This is a genomic window from Enterococcus sp. AZ088, from assembly GCF_051714845.1.
Classification (GTDB): domain Bacteria; phylum Bacillota; class Bacilli; order Lactobacillales; family Enterococcaceae; genus Enterococcus; species Enterococcus faecalis.
Genome location: NZ_JBIOSQ010000001.1, coordinates 1,476,272 through 1,492,109, shown reverse-complemented (window position 1 = coordinate 1,492,109; position 15,838 = coordinate 1,476,272). Strand labels below are relative to the sequence as shown.

The 15,838-nt window shown below is 38.0% G+C and carries 17 protein-coding genes; 13 read left to right on the top strand and 4 right to left on the bottom strand.

What is annotated here, in order from left to right:
- Nucleotides 1-5 precede the first annotated feature (5 nt).
- Both IGL17_RS07370 and IGL17_RS07365 read left to right on the top strand, forming a co-directional pair.
- Nucleotides 6-1,184, top strand: coding sequence for a pyridoxal phosphate-dependent aminotransferase (locus tag IGL17_RS07370; RefSeq protein ID WP_002365726.1), 1,179 nt, complete (start codon nucleotides 6-8; stop codon nucleotides 1,182-1,184).
- Between the two features lie 110 nt (nucleotides 1,185-1,294).
- Complete coding sequence (locus tag IGL17_RS07365) at nucleotides 1,295-2,185, top strand: phosphate ABC transporter substrate-binding protein PstS family protein (RefSeq protein ID WP_002357425.1); 891 nt, start codon at nucleotides 1,295-1,297, stop codon at nucleotides 2,183-2,185.
- A gap of 41 nt (nucleotides 2,186-2,226) precedes the next feature.
- On the opposite strand, the gene pnpS is transcribed toward IGL17_RS07365, so the two are convergent.
- Together pnpS and IGL17_RS07355 are read right to left on the bottom strand one after the other, a co-directional pair.
- Nucleotides 2,227-4,002 (bottom strand): two-component system histidine kinase PnpS, encoded by a 1,776-nt coding sequence (gene pnpS / locus IGL17_RS07360; RefSeq protein ID WP_010713362.1) that lies wholly within the window; start codon nucleotides 4,000-4,002, stop codon nucleotides 2,227-2,229.
- The gene (locus IGL17_RS07355) at nucleotides 3,999-4,709 is read right to left on the bottom strand and encodes a response regulator transcription factor (protein WP_002360193.1); all 711 of its coding nucleotides are present in this window, start codon (nucleotides 4,707-4,709) and stop codon (nucleotides 3,999-4,001) included. Before IGL17_RS07355 ends, pnpS begins: the two co-directional genes overlap by 4 nt.
- 162 nt (nucleotides 4,710-4,871) lie before the next feature.
- Between IGL17_RS07355 and IGL17_RS07350 the strand changes: the two genes are divergently transcribed.
- The 3 genes from IGL17_RS07350 (at nucleotide 4,872) to ffh (ending at nucleotide 7,181) form a co-directional block, all read left to right on the top strand.
- Nucleotides 4,872-5,336 (top strand): DUF523 domain-containing protein, encoded by a 465-nt coding sequence (locus tag IGL17_RS07350; RefSeq protein WP_002357428.1) that lies wholly within the window; start codon nucleotides 4,872-4,874, stop codon nucleotides 5,334-5,336.
- Nucleotides 5,337-5,419: 83 nt separating this feature from the next.
- The gene (locus IGL17_RS07345) at nucleotides 5,420-5,758 is read left to right on the top strand and encodes a putative DNA-binding protein (RefSeq protein WP_002357429.1); all 339 of its coding nucleotides are present in this window, start codon (nucleotides 5,420-5,422) and stop codon (nucleotides 5,756-5,758) included.
- A 4-nt stretch (nucleotides 5,759-5,762) separates the two neighbouring features.
- Entirely contained in the window at nucleotides 5,763-7,181 is a 1,419-nt protein-coding gene (gene ffh, locus IGL17_RS07340) for a signal recognition particle protein (protein WP_002360194.1), read from the top strand.
- A 74-nt stretch (nucleotides 7,182-7,255) separates the two neighbouring features.
- On the opposite strand, the gene IGL17_RS07335 is transcribed toward ffh, so the two are convergent.
- Nucleotides 7,256-8,011, bottom strand: coding sequence for a MerR family transcriptional regulator (locus IGL17_RS07335; protein WP_016618348.1), 756 nt, complete (start codon nucleotides 8,009-8,011; stop codon nucleotides 7,256-7,258).
- Between the two features lie 117 nt (nucleotides 8,012-8,128).
- Nucleotides 8,129-8,683 (bottom strand): NADPH-dependent FMN reductase, encoded by a 555-nt coding sequence (locus IGL17_RS07330; protein ID WP_002357432.1) that lies wholly within the window; start codon nucleotides 8,681-8,683, stop codon nucleotides 8,129-8,131.
- A 141-nt stretch (nucleotides 8,684-8,824) separates the two neighbouring features.
- Between IGL17_RS07330 and IGL17_RS07325 the strand changes: the two genes are divergently transcribed.
- The 8 genes from IGL17_RS07325 (at nucleotide 8,825) to recJ (ending at nucleotide 15,836) form a co-directional block, all read left to right on the top strand.
- Nucleotides 8,825-9,574: a GNAT family N-acetyltransferase gene (locus IGL17_RS07325; RefSeq protein WP_438760101.1), complete on the top strand. Its 750-nt coding sequence runs from the start codon at nucleotides 8,825-8,827 to the stop codon at nucleotides 9,572-9,574.
- 146 nt (nucleotides 9,575-9,720) lie between these two features.
- Entirely contained in the window at nucleotides 9,721-9,996 is a 276-nt protein-coding gene (gene rpsP, locus IGL17_RS07320; RefSeq protein ID WP_002357434.1) for a 30S ribosomal protein S16, read from the top strand.
- 11 nt (nucleotides 9,997-10,007) lie between these two features.
- A complete protein-coding gene (locus IGL17_RS07315; RefSeq protein WP_002357435.1) occupies nucleotides 10,008-10,253 on the top strand; it encodes a KH domain-containing protein in 246 nt (81 codons plus the stop codon).
- Between the two features lie 120 nt (nucleotides 10,254-10,373).
- Nucleotides 10,374-10,940 (top strand): hypothetical protein, encoded by a 567-nt coding sequence (locus IGL17_RS07310; RefSeq protein WP_002357436.1) that lies wholly within the window; start codon nucleotides 10,374-10,376, stop codon nucleotides 10,938-10,940.
- 214 nt (nucleotides 10,941-11,154) lie between these two features.
- Nucleotides 11,155-12,096, top strand: a complete 942-nt coding sequence (rnz, locus tag IGL17_RS07305) for a ribonuclease Z (RefSeq protein ID WP_002360200.1) — start codon at nucleotides 11,155-11,157, stop codon at nucleotides 12,094-12,096.
- Complete coding sequence (locus tag IGL17_RS07300) at nucleotides 12,097-12,885, top strand: SDR family NAD(P)-dependent oxidoreductase (protein ID WP_010823712.1); 789 nt, start codon at nucleotides 12,097-12,099, stop codon at nucleotides 12,883-12,885. It abuts the gene before it with no gap.
- 16 nt (nucleotides 12,886-12,901) lie between these two features.
- The gene (locus IGL17_RS07295) at nucleotides 12,902-13,369 is read left to right on the top strand and encodes a LapA family protein (protein WP_002357439.1); all 468 of its coding nucleotides are present in this window, start codon (nucleotides 12,902-12,904) and stop codon (nucleotides 13,367-13,369) included.
- Nucleotides 13,370-13,523: 154 nt separating this feature from the next.
- Nucleotides 13,524-15,836 carry a single-stranded-DNA-specific exonuclease RecJ gene (gene recJ / locus IGL17_RS07290; RefSeq protein ID WP_010707541.1) on the top strand — a complete coding sequence of 771 codons (2,313 nt, stop codon included), beginning with the start codon at nucleotides 13,524-13,526 and terminating at the stop codon, nucleotides 15,834-15,836.
- Nucleotides 15,837-15,838: the final 2 nt, after the last annotated feature.

The window sequence follows — 15,838 nt, the reverse complement described above, 5'->3', positions numbered from 1 at the left end:
GCTAAATGGATTTAACCAATCGTTTTAATCGTCAAGTAAATAAAATTGCTGTTTCTTTAATTCGTCAATTTGACGAACAAGTCTCAGGAATTGAAGGTATTTTAAAATTAACGCTAGGAGAGCCAGATTTTAACACACCTGAGCATGTCAAAAAAGCAGCCAAAGAAGCAATTGATGCGAATTTTTCTCATTATACAGGGATGTCTGGTTTATTAGATGTCCGTGAAGCAGCCGCTTATTTTATGAAAGAAAAGTATCATTTGACTTACCAGCCTGCGACAGAAATTTTAGTAACAGTTGGAGCAACAGAAGCGATTTCAGCTTCGTTATTAGCAATTTTAGAACAAGGTGACAAAGTGCTTTTGCCAGCACCTATTTACCCAGGGTATGAACCAATTATTACATTGGCGGGGGCGGAGCCGGTATATTTGGATACACGAGACAACGATTTTGTCTTGACCCCTGAAATGATTGAAGCGGCAATGGCCGAGCATGGGGAACAAGTCAAAGCAATTATTTTAAATTATCCTAGCAACCCAACTGGTGTCACCTATAACCGCCAAGAGTTGCAAGCAATTGCTGATGTTCTAAAAAAATACGACATTTTTGTGATCAGCGATGAAATTTATAGTGAGTTAACTTATGATGAGAGTCATGTTTCGATTGCTGAAATGTTACGTGACCAAACGATTTTAATTAACGGTTTGTCGAAATCACATGCCATGACAGGCTGGCGGATTGGCTTTATTTTTGCACCAGCGATTTTAACAGCGGAGATCATTAAAGTTCATCAGTATTTAGTTACTGCGGCTGCAACAGTGTCTCAAAAAGCGGCTGTTCGTGCCTTAATCGAAGGAATGCATGATGCTGAAATTATGAAAGAAGAGTATCGGAAACGGCGCGATTTTGTTTATGAACAGATGACTCAATTGGGGTTTGAGGTTGCGCGTCCAAATGGCGCCTTTTATATTTTTGCTAAGATTCCTACTGGTTATGAACAAGATTCTATGAAATTTTGTATTGATTTAGCGCAAAAAGAAGCAGTAGCGTTGATTCCAGGTATTTCTTTTGGTCCAGAAGCAGAAGGATACGTCCGAATTAGTTATGCGTCCGATATGGATAAATTAACAACGGCCATGGAACGAATTGCACATTACATGGCGACACAACGCGTAACGCACTAGCCTTTATAGATTCTTTACACACCTTTACCTTTTATTTACATTTAATTGAAACAGAATTAACAGAGTCTTGGTAGACTAAACTTGTAACTAATTGAAAAGGAAGTGCAAAGATGAAAAAACGTGTAATTGCAGCAACTATGCTGAGTCTAGGGTTATTATTAACTGGGTGCGGAGCTCAAGGAGGCACAACTGAAAAATCCAGCGAAGCGGATAGTAACAAACCAGTTAAAATTGTCGCTGTTGGTTCCACCGCTTTACAACCGTTAGTAGATGCTGCGAAAGATCAATTTACACAAGAACATCCTAATTATACAGTTTCTGTCCAAGGTGGCGGCAGCGGAACAGGACTTTCGCAAGTTGCAGATGGCGCAGTGACCATTGGAAATTCCGATGTGTTTGCCGAAGAGAAAGATGGCGTGGATGCTTCTAAATTAGTCGATCATCGGGTGGCCGTGGTTGGTATGGGACCAGTGGTCAACAAAGAAGTCGGCGTGAAGAATTTAACGAAGCAACAATTGATTGATGTCTTTACTGGCAAAGTCAAAAACTGGAAAGAAGTGGGCGGCAAAGATCAAGAAATCGTCGTAATAAACCGCGCAAACGGAAGTGGCACCCGAGCAACATTTGAAAAATGGGGCTTAGATGGAGCTAAACCAGTTCAATCACAAGAACAAGATTCTTCGGGAACAGTTCGTAAAATTGTTGAACAAACACCAGGAGCAATCAGCTATTTAGCTTTTTCTTATATGGATGATTCCACTGTTGCCTTAAGCATTGATGGTGTTGAACCAAAAGAAGAACACGTGAAAGACAATTCATGGAAAATCTGGTCTTATGAACATATGTATACAAAAGGGGAGCCTAATAAAGAAGTAAAAGCCTTCTTAGACTATATGGTCACCGATGATGTTCAAAAAACAATTGTCAAAGACTTAGGTTATTTAGCCATCACAGACATGCAAGTAGAACGTGATGTAAATGGAAAAGTAACTGAAAAATAAACAAAAAAACTCAGCCAATAAACAGGATTGGCTGAGTTTTTTTAGGCTTCTTTTTTTGTTAAAGGCAAGGTGATTGTAAAAGTGGTCCCTAAGCCTAGGTGACTATCAATGGCGATTTTACCGCCTAATAATTCTGTGTAATTTTGGACAATAGCTAGACCTAGACCGGTGCCACCAGAATGACGGCTACGTGCTTTATCGACACGATAGAACCGTTCAAAGATCCGTTCTTGGTCTTTTTGACTAATGCCAATGCCAGTATCTTGAACAGATAAACGTAATTGCTGATTTTCTATAGCATAAGAAATAGTAATCTGACCATTTTCTTGGGAATACTGAATGGCATTTTCAATTAGATTCTTCACGATTGGATAAAACAATTCGTATTTGGTGAAAAACTGGCTCTCTGGCAGACCATGAACGACTGTTTTCAGCTGTTTTGCTACCAATTGTTGCTGATAAGAGCCGAGAATTTCTGTAATAAATTTTTCTAAAGTAATTTCTTGTTCTGCATAAGGAATTGTTGCGCTGCCCCGAGAAAGTTCTAAAATTTCTTGAATTAATTGTTGCAGACGCTGGGCATCTTTTTGCATGATGTGCAAAAATTGATCAAGGACTTCCGGATCTTCTTTGGCACCGTCTATGAGTGTCTCGGTAAAGCCCAAAAGAGAAGTGACAGGCGTTTTTAATTCATGAGACACGTTTGATACAAAATCTTTTTGCATTTTTTCTAGTTGGCGAACGCGCGTTAAATCATAGGCAATTCCTAATACTTGATAATCATTGGCGCTTTGATCATCCAAGTAACGAAGAGAAAGATCTAAGCGTAAAGGTGTTGGTCCTTGTGTCACAGTGATTTCTTGATGTAAGCTGTTTTTTTCAGCGACGACTTGATGGATTAAATGAATCAAATCGGCGTCTTGAATCACTTCAAGATAATTGCTTTGCATATTTTTAGCAGAGAGTCCTAACATTTCCTGCATTTTAGGGTTCAACAGACGAAGCCGTCCTTGCGTATCAATGATAAAGACACCAATCATCAACTCATCTAAAAGTTCGTGAAATTGCTCATCCGCAGACGTATACGCTTTATACGTTTGACTTACTTGTTGACTCAGTAAGTTAATAGTTTCGTAAAGTTCATTCCATTCAGAAGATTGCTGGATAATGGATCGATTTTCATCTGGATGTTTAAGCATTCGTTTCAGAATCGGTAAGACGGTCACTAGCGGTTGATTTTTTTGCCGTAACAATAAAAAGATAAACAAGGTAATTAGTAGGAACAAGATGCCAAATGTAAAGATAATATAGCGACGAAAAGATTGGATATTTTTAGAAAATAGCGCAGTTTGTTCCGAAATCCGAATAATACCAACGATTTCTCCTGATTTTAAAACAGGCGTGGCAACGTACAGAAGTTCTTTATTTAACGTTTTACTCTTTCGTAAAGCTGAACCATAGGCAGCTCCTGATAGAACCGCAGCGATTTCAGGTCGTTTTTTGTGCGACTCTAGCGGTTCATTTTGGCTGCTGTCAAAAAAGACGGTACCATTTTTTTGCAACAAAGTTACCCGTTCTTCTGCATCATCTAACGCATGGGTGACAAGGAGTTGTTGTTGGTTTGTCAGTTGCCCTTTTTCGAAAACGGAAGGGGGCAACTGGTCTGTTAAAAGGGTATTTTTTCTTCTTAAATAGGTTTCTTGCTGAGCAACCATTTCTTTTTGAAAGAAAAAATTGGTCGCTGCAATACTCCCGACAAATAATAAAAGCATGACTGCCGCAACTAAAAAATATTCAATCCGCAGTCTCTTTTTCATCGTTTTGGCTCCTGAAAACGGTAGCCAAAGCCACGGACAGTTACTAAGTAAACGGGCCGTTTGGGATCGGGCTCGATTTTATCACGTAAATGACTAATGTGGACATCGACGATGCGACTTTGTCCAGCGAAGTCATATTGCCAAATTCGTTCCAACAAGGTTTCCCGATTAATGACCCGATCTTTGCGTTTCATAAAGTAAACGAGTAATTCAAATTCTTTCGGTGTTAGTTCAATGGGCTGATTGCGCACAAAAACTTCATAATTTTGTTCATCCACACGAATCTCGCCAATCACAAGCGGAGCTTTAGGTGTGTCCTCTTGAAGCGGTTCGGTCGTGGTAGGTTTTAAACGACGAAAAATAGCTTTCATGCGTGCTAGGACTTCTCTGGGACTAAAAGGTTTTGTTAAATAATCATCTGCCCCAATTTCCAAGCCGATGATTTTATCTACTTGTTCATCTTTGGCAGTTAAAATCAAAATAGGCGTGTCAATTTTTTCTCGACGAAGTGCTTTGGTAATTTCTAAGCCATCCATACCAGGAAGCATTACATCTAAAATTATAAAATCATATTGATTAGACAAAGCTAATTCGAAGCCGTTTTTACCATCTTCGGAAGTAGTCACCTGATAGCCTTCTTTTTCCAAATTAAAGGTTAACAAAGTTAAAATCGATGGTTCATCATCGACGACAAGAACTTTTTTCATTTACATAACTCCTTCAAGAAATTTCTGAAAATAAGTGTATATTTCACTATTATTAGTTTAACATATTTTTAGAGGAAGAACGTACTTTAAAGTAAGCGAGAATGCTACTTTTGAGAAAAGTCAACTCATGGTATAATAGAGAAATGAAATGAGGAGAAGCGAATGATTGGTATTAGTAGTTGCTTAGGTGGGATTTGTTGCCGTTATGATGGAAAATCTCAAGAACAAGAAGCGTTAAAACAACTTGTAACTAATGGAAAAGCAATAATGATTTGTCCCGAAGTTTTAGGAGAGTTGCCTATTCCACGTCCGCCAGCAGAAATCATTGGCGGGGATGGCTTTGATGTTTGGGCGAATACTGCGTATGTATATACGGATAACGGGGAAGACGTCACTGAGGCGTTTAAAGCAGGGGCACAACGCGCGTATCAAAAATTAAAAACTCAACAAATTACAACCTTGATTTTGAAAGAAAAAAGTCCTAGCTGTGGCAGCCAGCTGATTTATGATGGACAATTTTCTGGCATTAAAAAAGCTGGAGTTGGAGTCGCAACTGCTTATTTTATTCAACAAGGAATGACCGTTTATTCTGAAGAAACATGGCAACTTGCGGACATTTCTTTTTAAAAGGTAAAAACTTAGTAAAAAAAGATTGACTATTCCCTATGAAATCGGTAACCTATAAGGGATTGAAGATGGGAGCACGGCTCATGGAAATGGAAAAAACAAACCGCATGAATGCGTTATTTGAATTTTATTCGACATTATTAACGGAAAAGCAGATGAATTATATGGAGCTTTACTATGCTGATGACTTTTCTTTAGGAGAAATTGCGGAAGAATATGAGGTTAGTCGCCAAGCGGTTTATGATAACATTAAACGAACCGAAAAAATTTTAGAAGAATATGAAAAAAAGTTACATCTTTATTCAAACTATGTTGTACGGAAAGAATATCTTGAACAACTACAGCAGTATGTTCAAGAAACTTATCCCAAAGATAGTGAAATCAAAAAATATATTGAACAAATTCAAGAAATAGAGGAATGAAACTATGGCTTTTGAGAGTTTAACAAACCGCCTACAACAGGCAATGAGTAAAATCCGTCGTAAGGGAAAAGTTTCCGAAGCCGACGTAAAAGAAATGATGCGAGAAATCCGTTTGGCTTTATTAGAAGCCGACGTTAATTTACAAGTGGTCAAAGATTTCACAAAACGCGTCAGAGAACGGGCAGTAGGAGTCGAAGTATTAGAAAGCTTATCACCAGCCCAACAAATTGTAAAAATTGTTGATGAAGAATTAACGAAAACGTTAGGTTCAGAAACGGTTGAACTGAATAAATCTCCAAAAATCCCGACAGTGATTATGATGACAGGGTTACAAGGGGCTGGTAAAACAACTTTTACTGGTAAATTAGCAAAACACTTAATGAAAACTGAAAACGCTCGTCCGCTTTTAATCGCTGGTGACGTTTATCGTCCAGCAGCGATTGATCAGTTGAAGGTTTTAGGTCAACAATTAGAAGTTCCCGTTTTTGATATGGGAACAGATGCTAATCCAGTGGAAATTGTTCGTCAAGGGTTAGCGTTAGCAAAAGAAAAGAAAAATGATTATGTCTTAATTGATACGGCCGGCCGTTTACACATTGATGAAGCTTTAATGGACGAATTGAAACAAATTAAAGAGTTGGCTAATCCCAATGAAATTCTGTTAGTTGTTGATGCGATGACGGGGCAAGATGCTGTCAACGTTGCAGATAGTTTTAATGAACAGCTTGGAATTACTGGGGTTGTTATTACCAAAATGGACGGCGATACTCGTGGGGGGGCCGCACTGTCAATTCGGGCAGTAACGGGCGCTCCGATTAAATTTGTCGGTTCTGGTGAAAAATTAACCGATTTAGAAATTTTCCATCCCGATCGTATGTCGAGTCGTATCCTAGGTATGGGGGACATGTTGACGCTAATTGAAAAAGCGCAACAAGATTACGATGAGAAAAAAGCAGAAGAACTTGCTCAAAAAATGAAAGAAAACAGTTTTGACTTTAACGATTTCATTGAGCAATTGGATCAAGTTATGGGCATGGGACCGATTGAAGACTTATTAAAAATGATCCCTGGAATGAGTAACATGCCTGGTATTGAAAATGTCAAAGTCGATCCAAAAGATGTGGCACGGAAACGGGCGATGGTCTTATCAATGACCCCTGCAGAACGTGAAAATCCTGATCTATTAAATCCTAGTCGCCGCCGCAGAATTGCAGCTGGTTCAGGAAATAGTGTGGTTGAAGTCAATCGTATGATTAAACAATTTAAAGAATCCAAAAAAATGATGCAACAAATGTCCAAAGGGGATATGAACATTCCTGGTATGGATCAAATGTTAGGTGGCGGCGTTAAAGGCAAGCTAGGTAAAATGGCCATGAATCGTATGATGAAGAAAAACAAAAAGAAGAAAAAGAAAAAAAGATAAACAGGCTTTAGTTAATTATTGGAAGAAACAGAAAGTGCGCCATCAGTCGAAGAGACTAATGGCGCACTTTCTGTTTAAGCGTAGTTTTGGATAATTGCGTTTAATGCTTCGGCAAAACCAGCACCGTGTTGTTCATAATATGACGTAAATCGTTCATCGCCAACATACATAAGGCCTAACCCTTTGTGTGCTTCTGGCGAATAGCTTGACCAAGAGTACATTAACCAATCTTTGTGTAATTGGAAAATTTCTTGCGCAAGTTGACTAGTCAACTTGGGTGATTTTTGATACATGGCTAACTTAGAAAATAAATCTTTTTCCACGTTCTGCATTACTTGCATGTCTTTTTCCGTCAAGTTTAAATATTTTTTGTTGGCTTGTTCAATCGTTTCGTTGCCATATTTTTCCCGAATCTCTTTACCATATTTTTCTTCGTTTTCTTGAACTCGTTGTTGTTTGAATGCTTCGAATTTTTGCTGATCTGACATGTTTATCTCTCCTTTGTAATGGTGTAAGGTTTGTTGAACAGAGGCTAAAAGACGATCAATTTCATTGCGCTTTTCCAATAGTTTTTGCTGATGCTCGTATAAAGCCTGTTCAACATTAAAGTCAGGTTGCTCCAAAATTTCTTTAATTTCATCTAGTTTCAGATCCAATTCACGGTAAAAAAGAATTTGTTGCAAACGATTCACCTCGGCTTGCCCGTAAATTCGATAACCAGAAGAATTAATTCTGGCTGGTTGAAGAAGACCAATTTCATCATAATATCGTAACGTCCGTGCACTGACGCCAGATAGTGAAGCCATTTTTTTAATTGTATATTCCATCATTCATTCCTCCTGACAAAATCTATCATAAACCTTTACGTAACGAGAAGGTCAAGCAAAAAAATAAAAGAAGTGAGACAACCTGTAAAAAGTTGCCTCACTTTTTCTCGATTGATTCAATTAGGCAGTTAAGCGATTAAAGAAATCCACGTAAGCATCTACAATTGATTGTAAGAAGCCAACAGTGCCATCAATAATTTTACCATCTTCACCAATTAAGTTCGTAATACCGCCAATATAGGCTTCAGGTTGTTGTAAAGTTGGAACATTTAAGAAGACTAATGATTGTCTTAAATGATGGTTCGCACCAAATCCGCTAATTGCACCTGGTGAAACACTCACCACAAGTCCTGGTTTTTTATCCCAAACGCTTTCGCCATACGGACGTGAACCGACATCCAATGCATTTTTTAAAACAGCTGGTACTGAACGGTTATATTCTGGTGTTACAAACATTACGCCATCTACTTGTTTAACTTCTTCACGGAATGTTGTCCAAGCTTCGGTGGGGGTTCCTTCATCATCCAAATCTTGATTGTATAATTCTAAATCACCAATGTTAATAAAAACAGGTTCGAAATCAGCTGGAAATAAGTCCGCCATTGTTTTTGCTACCAATTTGTTAAATGAATCTTTTCTTAAACTCCCTACAAAAATACCAATTTTTTTTGTCATGTAAATCCCTCCATTTTTCTTTTACTTACTTTATGATAGTACTTTTTCAAAAAAAGCGCAAACGTTTTATCCTTGTACATTGTTGAACTTCGTAACTTCACGTATAATAGCTAGTAAAAGGATGAGTAAAGGAGCAACTGCTTGAATAAAAAAATAAATTGGCGCCGACAGTTAACACCGTTGGAGAAACAAACATTGACTGAATTAAGAAACAAGGAAATGATTAAACAAGGAACTTTTTATAAATTGGAACAAACCATACAAGCGTATATCGTAGGGTATTGTTTTGATGGGGAAACCTTGGAAGCGACGATTGTTGCGCCAAATGTAGGACCATTTTTTGAAGAACTTGTTCAAGAACTCGAAAAGCAAGCAGCTTTGTGGGGAATGAAAGAAGTCTTTCTCGTGATGGACGACAAGCAATCTGTTGGCCTGAATTATTTTAATAGACAAGGAATTGTGCCAGCTTTTTCAGAACAGTATCTGGTTTTTCAAAGAGAAACTTACTCACAGGCGTTGGCGAAGCTGACACTTCTCCGACCACAAGTGGCTGATTTGGATTCCTTGGCTAGGTTACTCGAAGGTACGCCTTTGCCGGAGGACCTTCAACGAACACTTATTTATAAAGAAAACAATCAACTTTTAGCCACGCTACGTTTGGATCATTTTGAAAACGAATGGGGGATTTATGGCTTTGTTGTGACAAAAACGCAACGAGGTCGCGGTCTTGGCCGTCAAGTGTTACAGTCTGCGCTCCGAATGATTTTAGAAAAGTCAGCCTCAGCGACTATTTTTTTAGAAGTTGAAACAGAAAATCAAGCAGCGCTTCATCTCTATCAAACAGAAGGCTTTCAAGTGAGAAACCAGTACAACTATTATCAAATTTTGTAAAAATTCTTCATTATTTCGTTTGTTTTCCTGCAAATTGGCTAAAAAAATTGAAAAAAAGTAAAGGTGTCAAGAAAAAACTCTTTACAGGTTGTTGTTAATCTGTTAAACTAACTCTTGTGATTAAGTTAATGGAGGTGTATTTAATAATGGCAGTTAAAATTCGTTTAAAACGTATGGGTTCTAAAAAGAGTCCTTTTTACCGTATTGTAGTAGCTGATTCTCGTTCTCCTCGTGATGGACGTTTCATCGAAACTGTAGGTACTTACAACCCTTTGAAAGACCCTGCAGAAGTAGTTTTAAAAGAAGATTTAGTTTTAGATTGGTTATCTAAAGGTGCGCAACCTTCTGATACAGTTCGTAACATCCTTTCAAAAGAAGGCGTTATGAAAAAACATCATGAAGCTAAAAACGTTAAGAAATAAGGTGATTGAATATGGCAGATGTGAAAGAGTTAATTTTAACTATTGTCCGTCCGTTAGTCAGTCAACCTGAAGCAGTCTCATTAGAAATTGAGGAATCAACTGATTTCCTCGAGTATAATTTGACTGTGGCCAAAGAAGATATTGGACGTATCATTGGTAAACAAGGGCGTGTTGCAAAAGCAATTCGGACAATTGTTTATAGTGTACGTATCGATGGTCCGAAAAAGGTCCGTTTAAATATTCTTGATGGTAAATAAGCATTAACAAGGAGGTAGCCTAGCTATCTTCTTTTTTTATACATAACCAAAAAGTTTTCATTGCTAGAGACAGGCCTTTCTTGCTAAAATAGATGTATCCAGAATAAAGGAGCGATTTGTATGGCAAAACGAATTATCATTATGAACTTTGATATTGAAAGTAAATCGTACCAAGCATTTTCCGAAATAAAAAAGATGCAGGCAGAAAGACAGCTTAAAGGTGAGCAAATGGCGGTTGTTACGCATGTTAATGATGGCCAGCATCAATTTAAAATCAATGATTTTATCGATTTTACAGGCAACAATCATACATCAAAAGATAGCATGATTGGGATGCTAGTAGGCATATTAGGTGGTCCTCTGGGCATTCTTTTTGGCTGGTTTGCTGGAAGTATGTATGGTGCAAGCAAAGACGCCAAAGAAATTCAAGAAGCACAAACGGTTTTTGAACATGTGATTCAAAAGATTGATGAAGGACAAACGGGATTGTTATTAATTGCAGAAGAAGAAGACAACCGTCCGCTCAACCAATTGGTTATGTTTGACTTAGGTGGCGAAATCACGCGGCTTGATTTAGAGGAAGTCCAACAAGAAATTAACGATGCGAACGAAGTTGCAAATGAAGCGAAACAATCGTGGCAAGCAAAAAAAGAACAACATAAAGAAGCGACATCGAAAGAAGAATAAGGATCAAAGACTGTTTTCTGAATAAAGGGAAACAGTCTTTTAAAATACTAAGAAATCACGGTTTTTTATGGTAGTTTGCTAATTTTTTGTTATTTTATCGTAAAATACGGTAAACTAAGAAGAAAACTTTGAGAAAATAGATAAATTATTATTTGCTAAAGGAGCAAACTTCTTCTAAAATAAAAAGGAAGTTTAAAAGAAAGTATGGTAGCAGATGGAAATACAATTTTTAGGAACAGGCGCTGGTGTACCAGCAAAACATCGCAATGTCACAGGAATTGCGTTGAAATTATTAGATGAACGAAATGCAGTTTGGCTCTTCGATTGTGGGGAAGGGACTCAATTGCAAATTTTAAAAAGTAGTATTCGCCCAAGAAAAATTGAAAAGATTTTTATTACACATTTACATGGGGATCATATTTTTGGTTTACCTGGTTTGTTAAGTAGTCGTTCTTTTCAGGGCGGGACAGAACCTTTAGAAATCTATGGACCAGTTGGGATTGCTGACTTTGTCAAGACTTCTTTACGGGTCTCGCAATCGCGGTTGTCCTATCCACTGAAATTTATTGAATTAACGAAAGAGAATGACGTTATTTTTAAAGATAAACAATTCACTGTTCGCTGTAATATCTTGGACCATGGCATCACGAGCTTTGGCTATCGAATTGAGGAAGCAGCGCATGAAGGAGAATTACAAGTAGAGAAACTTCAAGCTTTAGGGATTCCTTCTGGGCCATTGTATGGCAAACTCAAACGTGGTGAAACGATTGTTTTTGATGGACAGGAAATTAATGGACAAGCGTTTGTGGGAGAGCGTAAACCTGGACGAATCGTGACGATTTTAGGAGACACTCGCAAAACTAAAAATAGTGTAACCTTAGCACGACGAGCGGATGTTTTAGTCCATGAAAGTACGTTTAATAAACACGAAGCAAAAATGGCAAAAGCCTACTTCCACTCAACCAGTCAACAAGCAGCTGAAGTTGCAAAAGAAGCGCAAGTAAAACAACTTATCTTAACGCATATTAGTGCCCGTTATTTAACCAAAGAGGCCTATCAGCTTCAAGAAGAAGCCCAAGAAATTTTCCCCAATACAAAAATCGTGAAAGATATGGATATCATTGAGATTCCATTTGCCAATGAAGGAGGAGCTTAGATGGATTTAACAAATAAAGTCGTTGTCGTAACTGGAGGTTCAGCTGGTTTAGGTGAACAAATTTGTTATGAAGCAGCTAAACAAGGAGCGGTCGTCGTTGTCTGCGCCCGCAGAATTAATTTGATTGGTAAAGTTCGCGAGCAGTGTGCCACTTTAAGCGGACGAGAAGCATTTTCTTATCAATTAGATATTGCCGATCCAGAAAGTGTTGAACGTGTGGTTGAAGCTATTTCAGCAGAAGTTGGTCCTATAGATGTTTTAGTCAACAATGCTGGTTTTGGCTTGTTTGAAAATTTTGTTGAAATTGACTTGGCTGTTGCACGCCAAATGTTTGATGTCAACGTTCTAGGAATGATGACGTTTACTCAAAAAGTAGCTATTAAAATGATTGAAGCTGGGCAAGGACATATTATCAACGTTGCTTCAATGGCTGGGAAGATGGCTACAGCTAAATCAACCGTTTATTCTGCAACGAAATTTGCTGTGTTAGGTTTTTCAAATGCTTTACGTTTAGAATTGAAACCGTTGGGTGTAGCAGTAACGACTGTCAATCCAGGACCAATCCAAACAGAATTCTTTGATAAGGCGGACCCGACAGGCACTTATCTAGCTGCGGTGGATAAAATTGTTTTAGACCCTACGAAATTAGCGAAAGAAGTGGTTGGGAGTATGGGGACTTCTCGACGTGAGATTAATCGTCCATTTGTCATGGAAGCGGCTGCCCGCTTTTATACATTATTTCCACATTTAGGAGATTTCATAGCGGGAAATATTTTAAATAAAAAATAAAGGAGTCGATCAAGTCATGAAAAATCAATGGCGTGTTATTTTGGGCCTTGTGTTGGTCTTAATTGTTGTTATTTTTGCTGTTTTAAATAATCAAGCTGTTCCAGTAAACTTTGGTTTTACTAAAATTAGTGGACCGTTAATCTTAATTATTTTAGGTTCTGCAATTATTGGCGCACTAGTTGGGTTACTAACCTCCACAACCACTATTTGGAACCAACGTAAAGAATTAAAAGCTGTACAAAAAGAGTTGGATATTTATAAAAATGATATGGATAAATTAGTCAAAGAAGAAACGGAAAAAGTTCAACGTTCATTTGATAATCAATTGGCTGATTTGCAAGCCAAACAAGCGGCAGCACCACAAGTCGCAGAACCAGTGGTCAACGAACAAACATCAAACACAGAAGTAGATGCCACGCCTGTGTCAGGTAGTCGTATTGATCGTTATGTGAAACCTCGTGTGAATGAAGAGGAACAAAAATAAGGAAGAGACTTTATCACTAAGTTTCTTTTAAAATAAAACTGTGATATCTGCTATTTATCTAACAGATATCACAGTTTTTTTCTCAGATTTAAAAAAATGCTTTCTTTAGTTTTTGGAAAAATTTTGCTATAATTACTTGGTTAGGAGTGACGTCGTGAAAAAATCAAACTATCAATGGCAGTTACAGACAAAGACAGAATTACCTGTAGAATTTATAGAACAATTAAAAAAAGAAGAAATTAATCCATTAATTGGCCAACTTTTATGGCACCGCAATATCCGGACAGAAGAAGCATTACGTAAGTTTCTACATCCGACTATCGAAGATATTTATGATCCGTTCTTAATGCATGATATGGAGAAAGCGGTAGCCCGTATCCAGCAAGCCGTCGAAGCGGGTGAACAAATCCTTGTCTATGGGGATTATGATGCAGATGGCATCACTAGTACCACGGTTATGAAAGAAGCAATCGAATTAGTCGGTGGCATGGTTCAGTACTTTCTACCGAATCGTTTTGTTCATGGATATGGACCTAATAAAGACGTATTTGCTGAACAAATTGAACAAGGAGTCCAATTAATTGTAACCGTTGATAATGGTGTAGCCGGACATGAAGCAATTAGCTACGCTATGGCTCAAGGGGTAGATGTAATCGTTACTGACCATCATGAATTGCCTGAACAATTACCAGAAGCCTTTGCGATTGTCCACCCTAGACATCCGCAAGGTGACTATCCTTTTGGAGATTTAGCTGGTGTTGGTGTGGCTTTCAAAGTCGCTACTGCGTTACTTGGTGAATTGCCAATTGAGTTATTAGATTTGGTAGCAATTGGGACAATTGCTGACTTGGTTTCATTAACCGATGAAAATAGAACGTTTGTCAAAATGGGCCTTCAAATGATTCAAACTGGTGATCGAATTGGTTTAGACGTTTTATTACAAGAAGCGGGTGTGAAAAAGGAAGCTGTTTCAGAAGAATCAATTGGCTTTACCATTGGACCTCGTTTAAACGCATTAGGTCGATTAGGGGAAGCCGCACCAGGTGTTGAATTGATGACTACATTTGATGAAGAACAAGCGCTGGAAATCGCTAAATATATCGATCAACAAAACAATGAACGAAAAGACATTGTAACGACGATTGCCAAAGAAGCGCTGGATTTAATCGACCCGAATGCGCCGGTCCATATTTTAGCGAAACAAGGCTGGCATGAAGGCGTCTTAGGGATTGTCGCGGGCCGCATTATGCAAGAAACGGGGAAACCAACCATTATTTTAGCAATAGATGAATCTGGTACGACCGCTAAAGGCTCTGGACGTAGCATTAGCGCATTGAATCTCTATGAGGCGTTGAACGAAGTGCGTGAGCAATTCACTCATTTTGGTGGGCATCATATGGCAGCGGGAATGACTTTACCTGTTGAAAATATTCCTTTTGTTCAAGAACATTTGGCACACTTTATTGAAAAAAATCAAATTGATATGGCTAATGGACAAGAGTTACTTATTAGTGAGAGCTTAGCGGTTTCGCAGGCAACGACTGCTTTTATTGATCAATTGCGTATTTTGGCGCCTTTTGGGACTGATAATACTGTGCCAACTTTTGTATTTAAGGAAATCACGCCTACGCAAATTCGGCAAATTGGTGCAGATAATACACATCTGAAATTTCAAATGAATCAAGAAGGGGCACAATTGGATGCAATTGCTTTTCAAATGGGGCCTCAAGCGGATGAACTAGCACAAGGAACCGCCGATGTGGCAGGCCAACTTTCCATCAATGAATGGAATGGTCGTAAGAAACCACAATTAATGGTGACTGATTTTGCTGTATCTGGAAGACAATTATTTGATTTTCGTGGCAAAAATAATCAAACGAAACCAATTCCTTCAGAAGCAACAGCTTATCTTTTGTTTGATGAAAAAAATCAAAAATTCATTTCAGATCCAACCGCTAATATTATTGTTTGGTCAAACCAAGAAGAATTGGTGGAAGCTGTTTCTCAAAATCAAATCGAACAACTGGTTTTTGTCGACTGTCCTGTGGAATCAATCACGGTTAAAGAAATTGTTGAAGCAACTGAGATACAACGTATATACATGATGTTTATTTCACCAGAAGAAGCTTATTTAAACGGTATGGCTTCACGTGAACAATTTGCAACATTGTATAAATTTATTTTGCAGCAAAAAGAAGTAAATCTACGTTCCCAGCTATCGAAGGTGGCAAATTACTTAAATATCCAAGAAAAATTATTAATTTTCATGATACAGGTGTTTTTTGACTTAGGATTTGTTACAATAGAAAGCGGTGTTTTAAACAGTATTGAGAAACCCGACAATCGACCATTGACTGAAAGTCAAGTGTACCAACAACGATTGAAAAAAATAAAAACAGAAGAATTTCTACTTTACAGTGATTGTCAAACAATACAACAATGGCTGTGGAATGAGGAGGACAAATAAAA

Excerpts from the sequence above, each read along its gene's own strand:
- IGL17_RS07355 (WP_002360193.1), bottom strand. The coding sequence starts at position 4,709 with ATGAAAAAAGTTCTTGTCGTCGATGATGAACCATCGATTTTAACTTTG.
- IGL17_RS07370 (WP_002365726.1), top strand. The coding sequence starts at position 6 with ATGGATTTAACCAATCGTTTTAATCGTCAAGTAAATAAAATTGCTGTT.
- IGL17_RS07295 (WP_002357439.1), top strand. The coding sequence starts at position 12,902 with ATGAAAAATCAATGGCGTGTTATTTTGGGCCTTGTGTTGGTCTTAATT.
- rpsP (WP_002357434.1), top strand. The coding sequence starts at position 9,721 with ATGGCAGTTAAAATTCGTTTAAAACGTATGGGTTCTAAAAAGAGTCCT.
- IGL17_RS07315 (WP_002357435.1), top strand. The coding sequence starts at position 10,008 with ATGGCAGATGTGAAAGAGTTAATTTTAACTATTGTCCGTCCGTTAGTC.
- rnz (WP_002360200.1), top strand. The coding sequence starts at position 11,155 with ATGGAAATACAATTTTTAGGAACAGGCGCTGGTGTACCAGCAAAACAT.
- ffh (WP_002360194.1), top strand. The coding sequence starts at position 5,763 with ATGGCTTTTGAGAGTTTAACAAACCGCCTACAACAGGCAATGAGTAAA.
- IGL17_RS07330 (WP_002357432.1), bottom strand. The coding sequence starts at position 8,683 with ATGACAAAAAAAATTGGTATTTTTGTAGGGAGTTTAAGAAAAGATTCA.
- IGL17_RS07345 (WP_002357429.1), top strand. The coding sequence starts at position 5,420 with ATGGAAATGGAAAAAACAAACCGCATGAATGCGTTATTTGAATTTTAT.
- IGL17_RS07365 (WP_002357425.1), top strand. The coding sequence starts at position 1,295 with ATGAAAAAACGTGTAATTGCAGCAACTATGCTGAGTCTAGGGTTATTA.
- IGL17_RS07300 (WP_010823712.1), top strand. The coding sequence starts at position 12,097 with ATGGATTTAACAAATAAAGTCGTTGTCGTAACTGGAGGTTCAGCTGGT.
- IGL17_RS07310 (WP_002357436.1), top strand. The coding sequence starts at position 10,374 with ATGGCAAAACGAATTATCATTATGAACTTTGATATTGAAAGTAAATCG.
- IGL17_RS07335 (WP_016618348.1), bottom strand. The coding sequence starts at position 8,011 with ATGATGGAATATACAATTAAAAAAATGGCTTCACTATCTGGCGTCAGT.
- IGL17_RS07350 (WP_002357428.1), top strand. The coding sequence starts at position 4,872 with ATGATTGGTATTAGTAGTTGCTTAGGTGGGATTTGTTGCCGTTATGAT.
- pnpS (WP_010713362.1), bottom strand. The coding sequence starts at position 4,002 with ATGAAAAAGAGACTGCGGATTGAATATTTTTTAGTTGCGGCAGTCATG.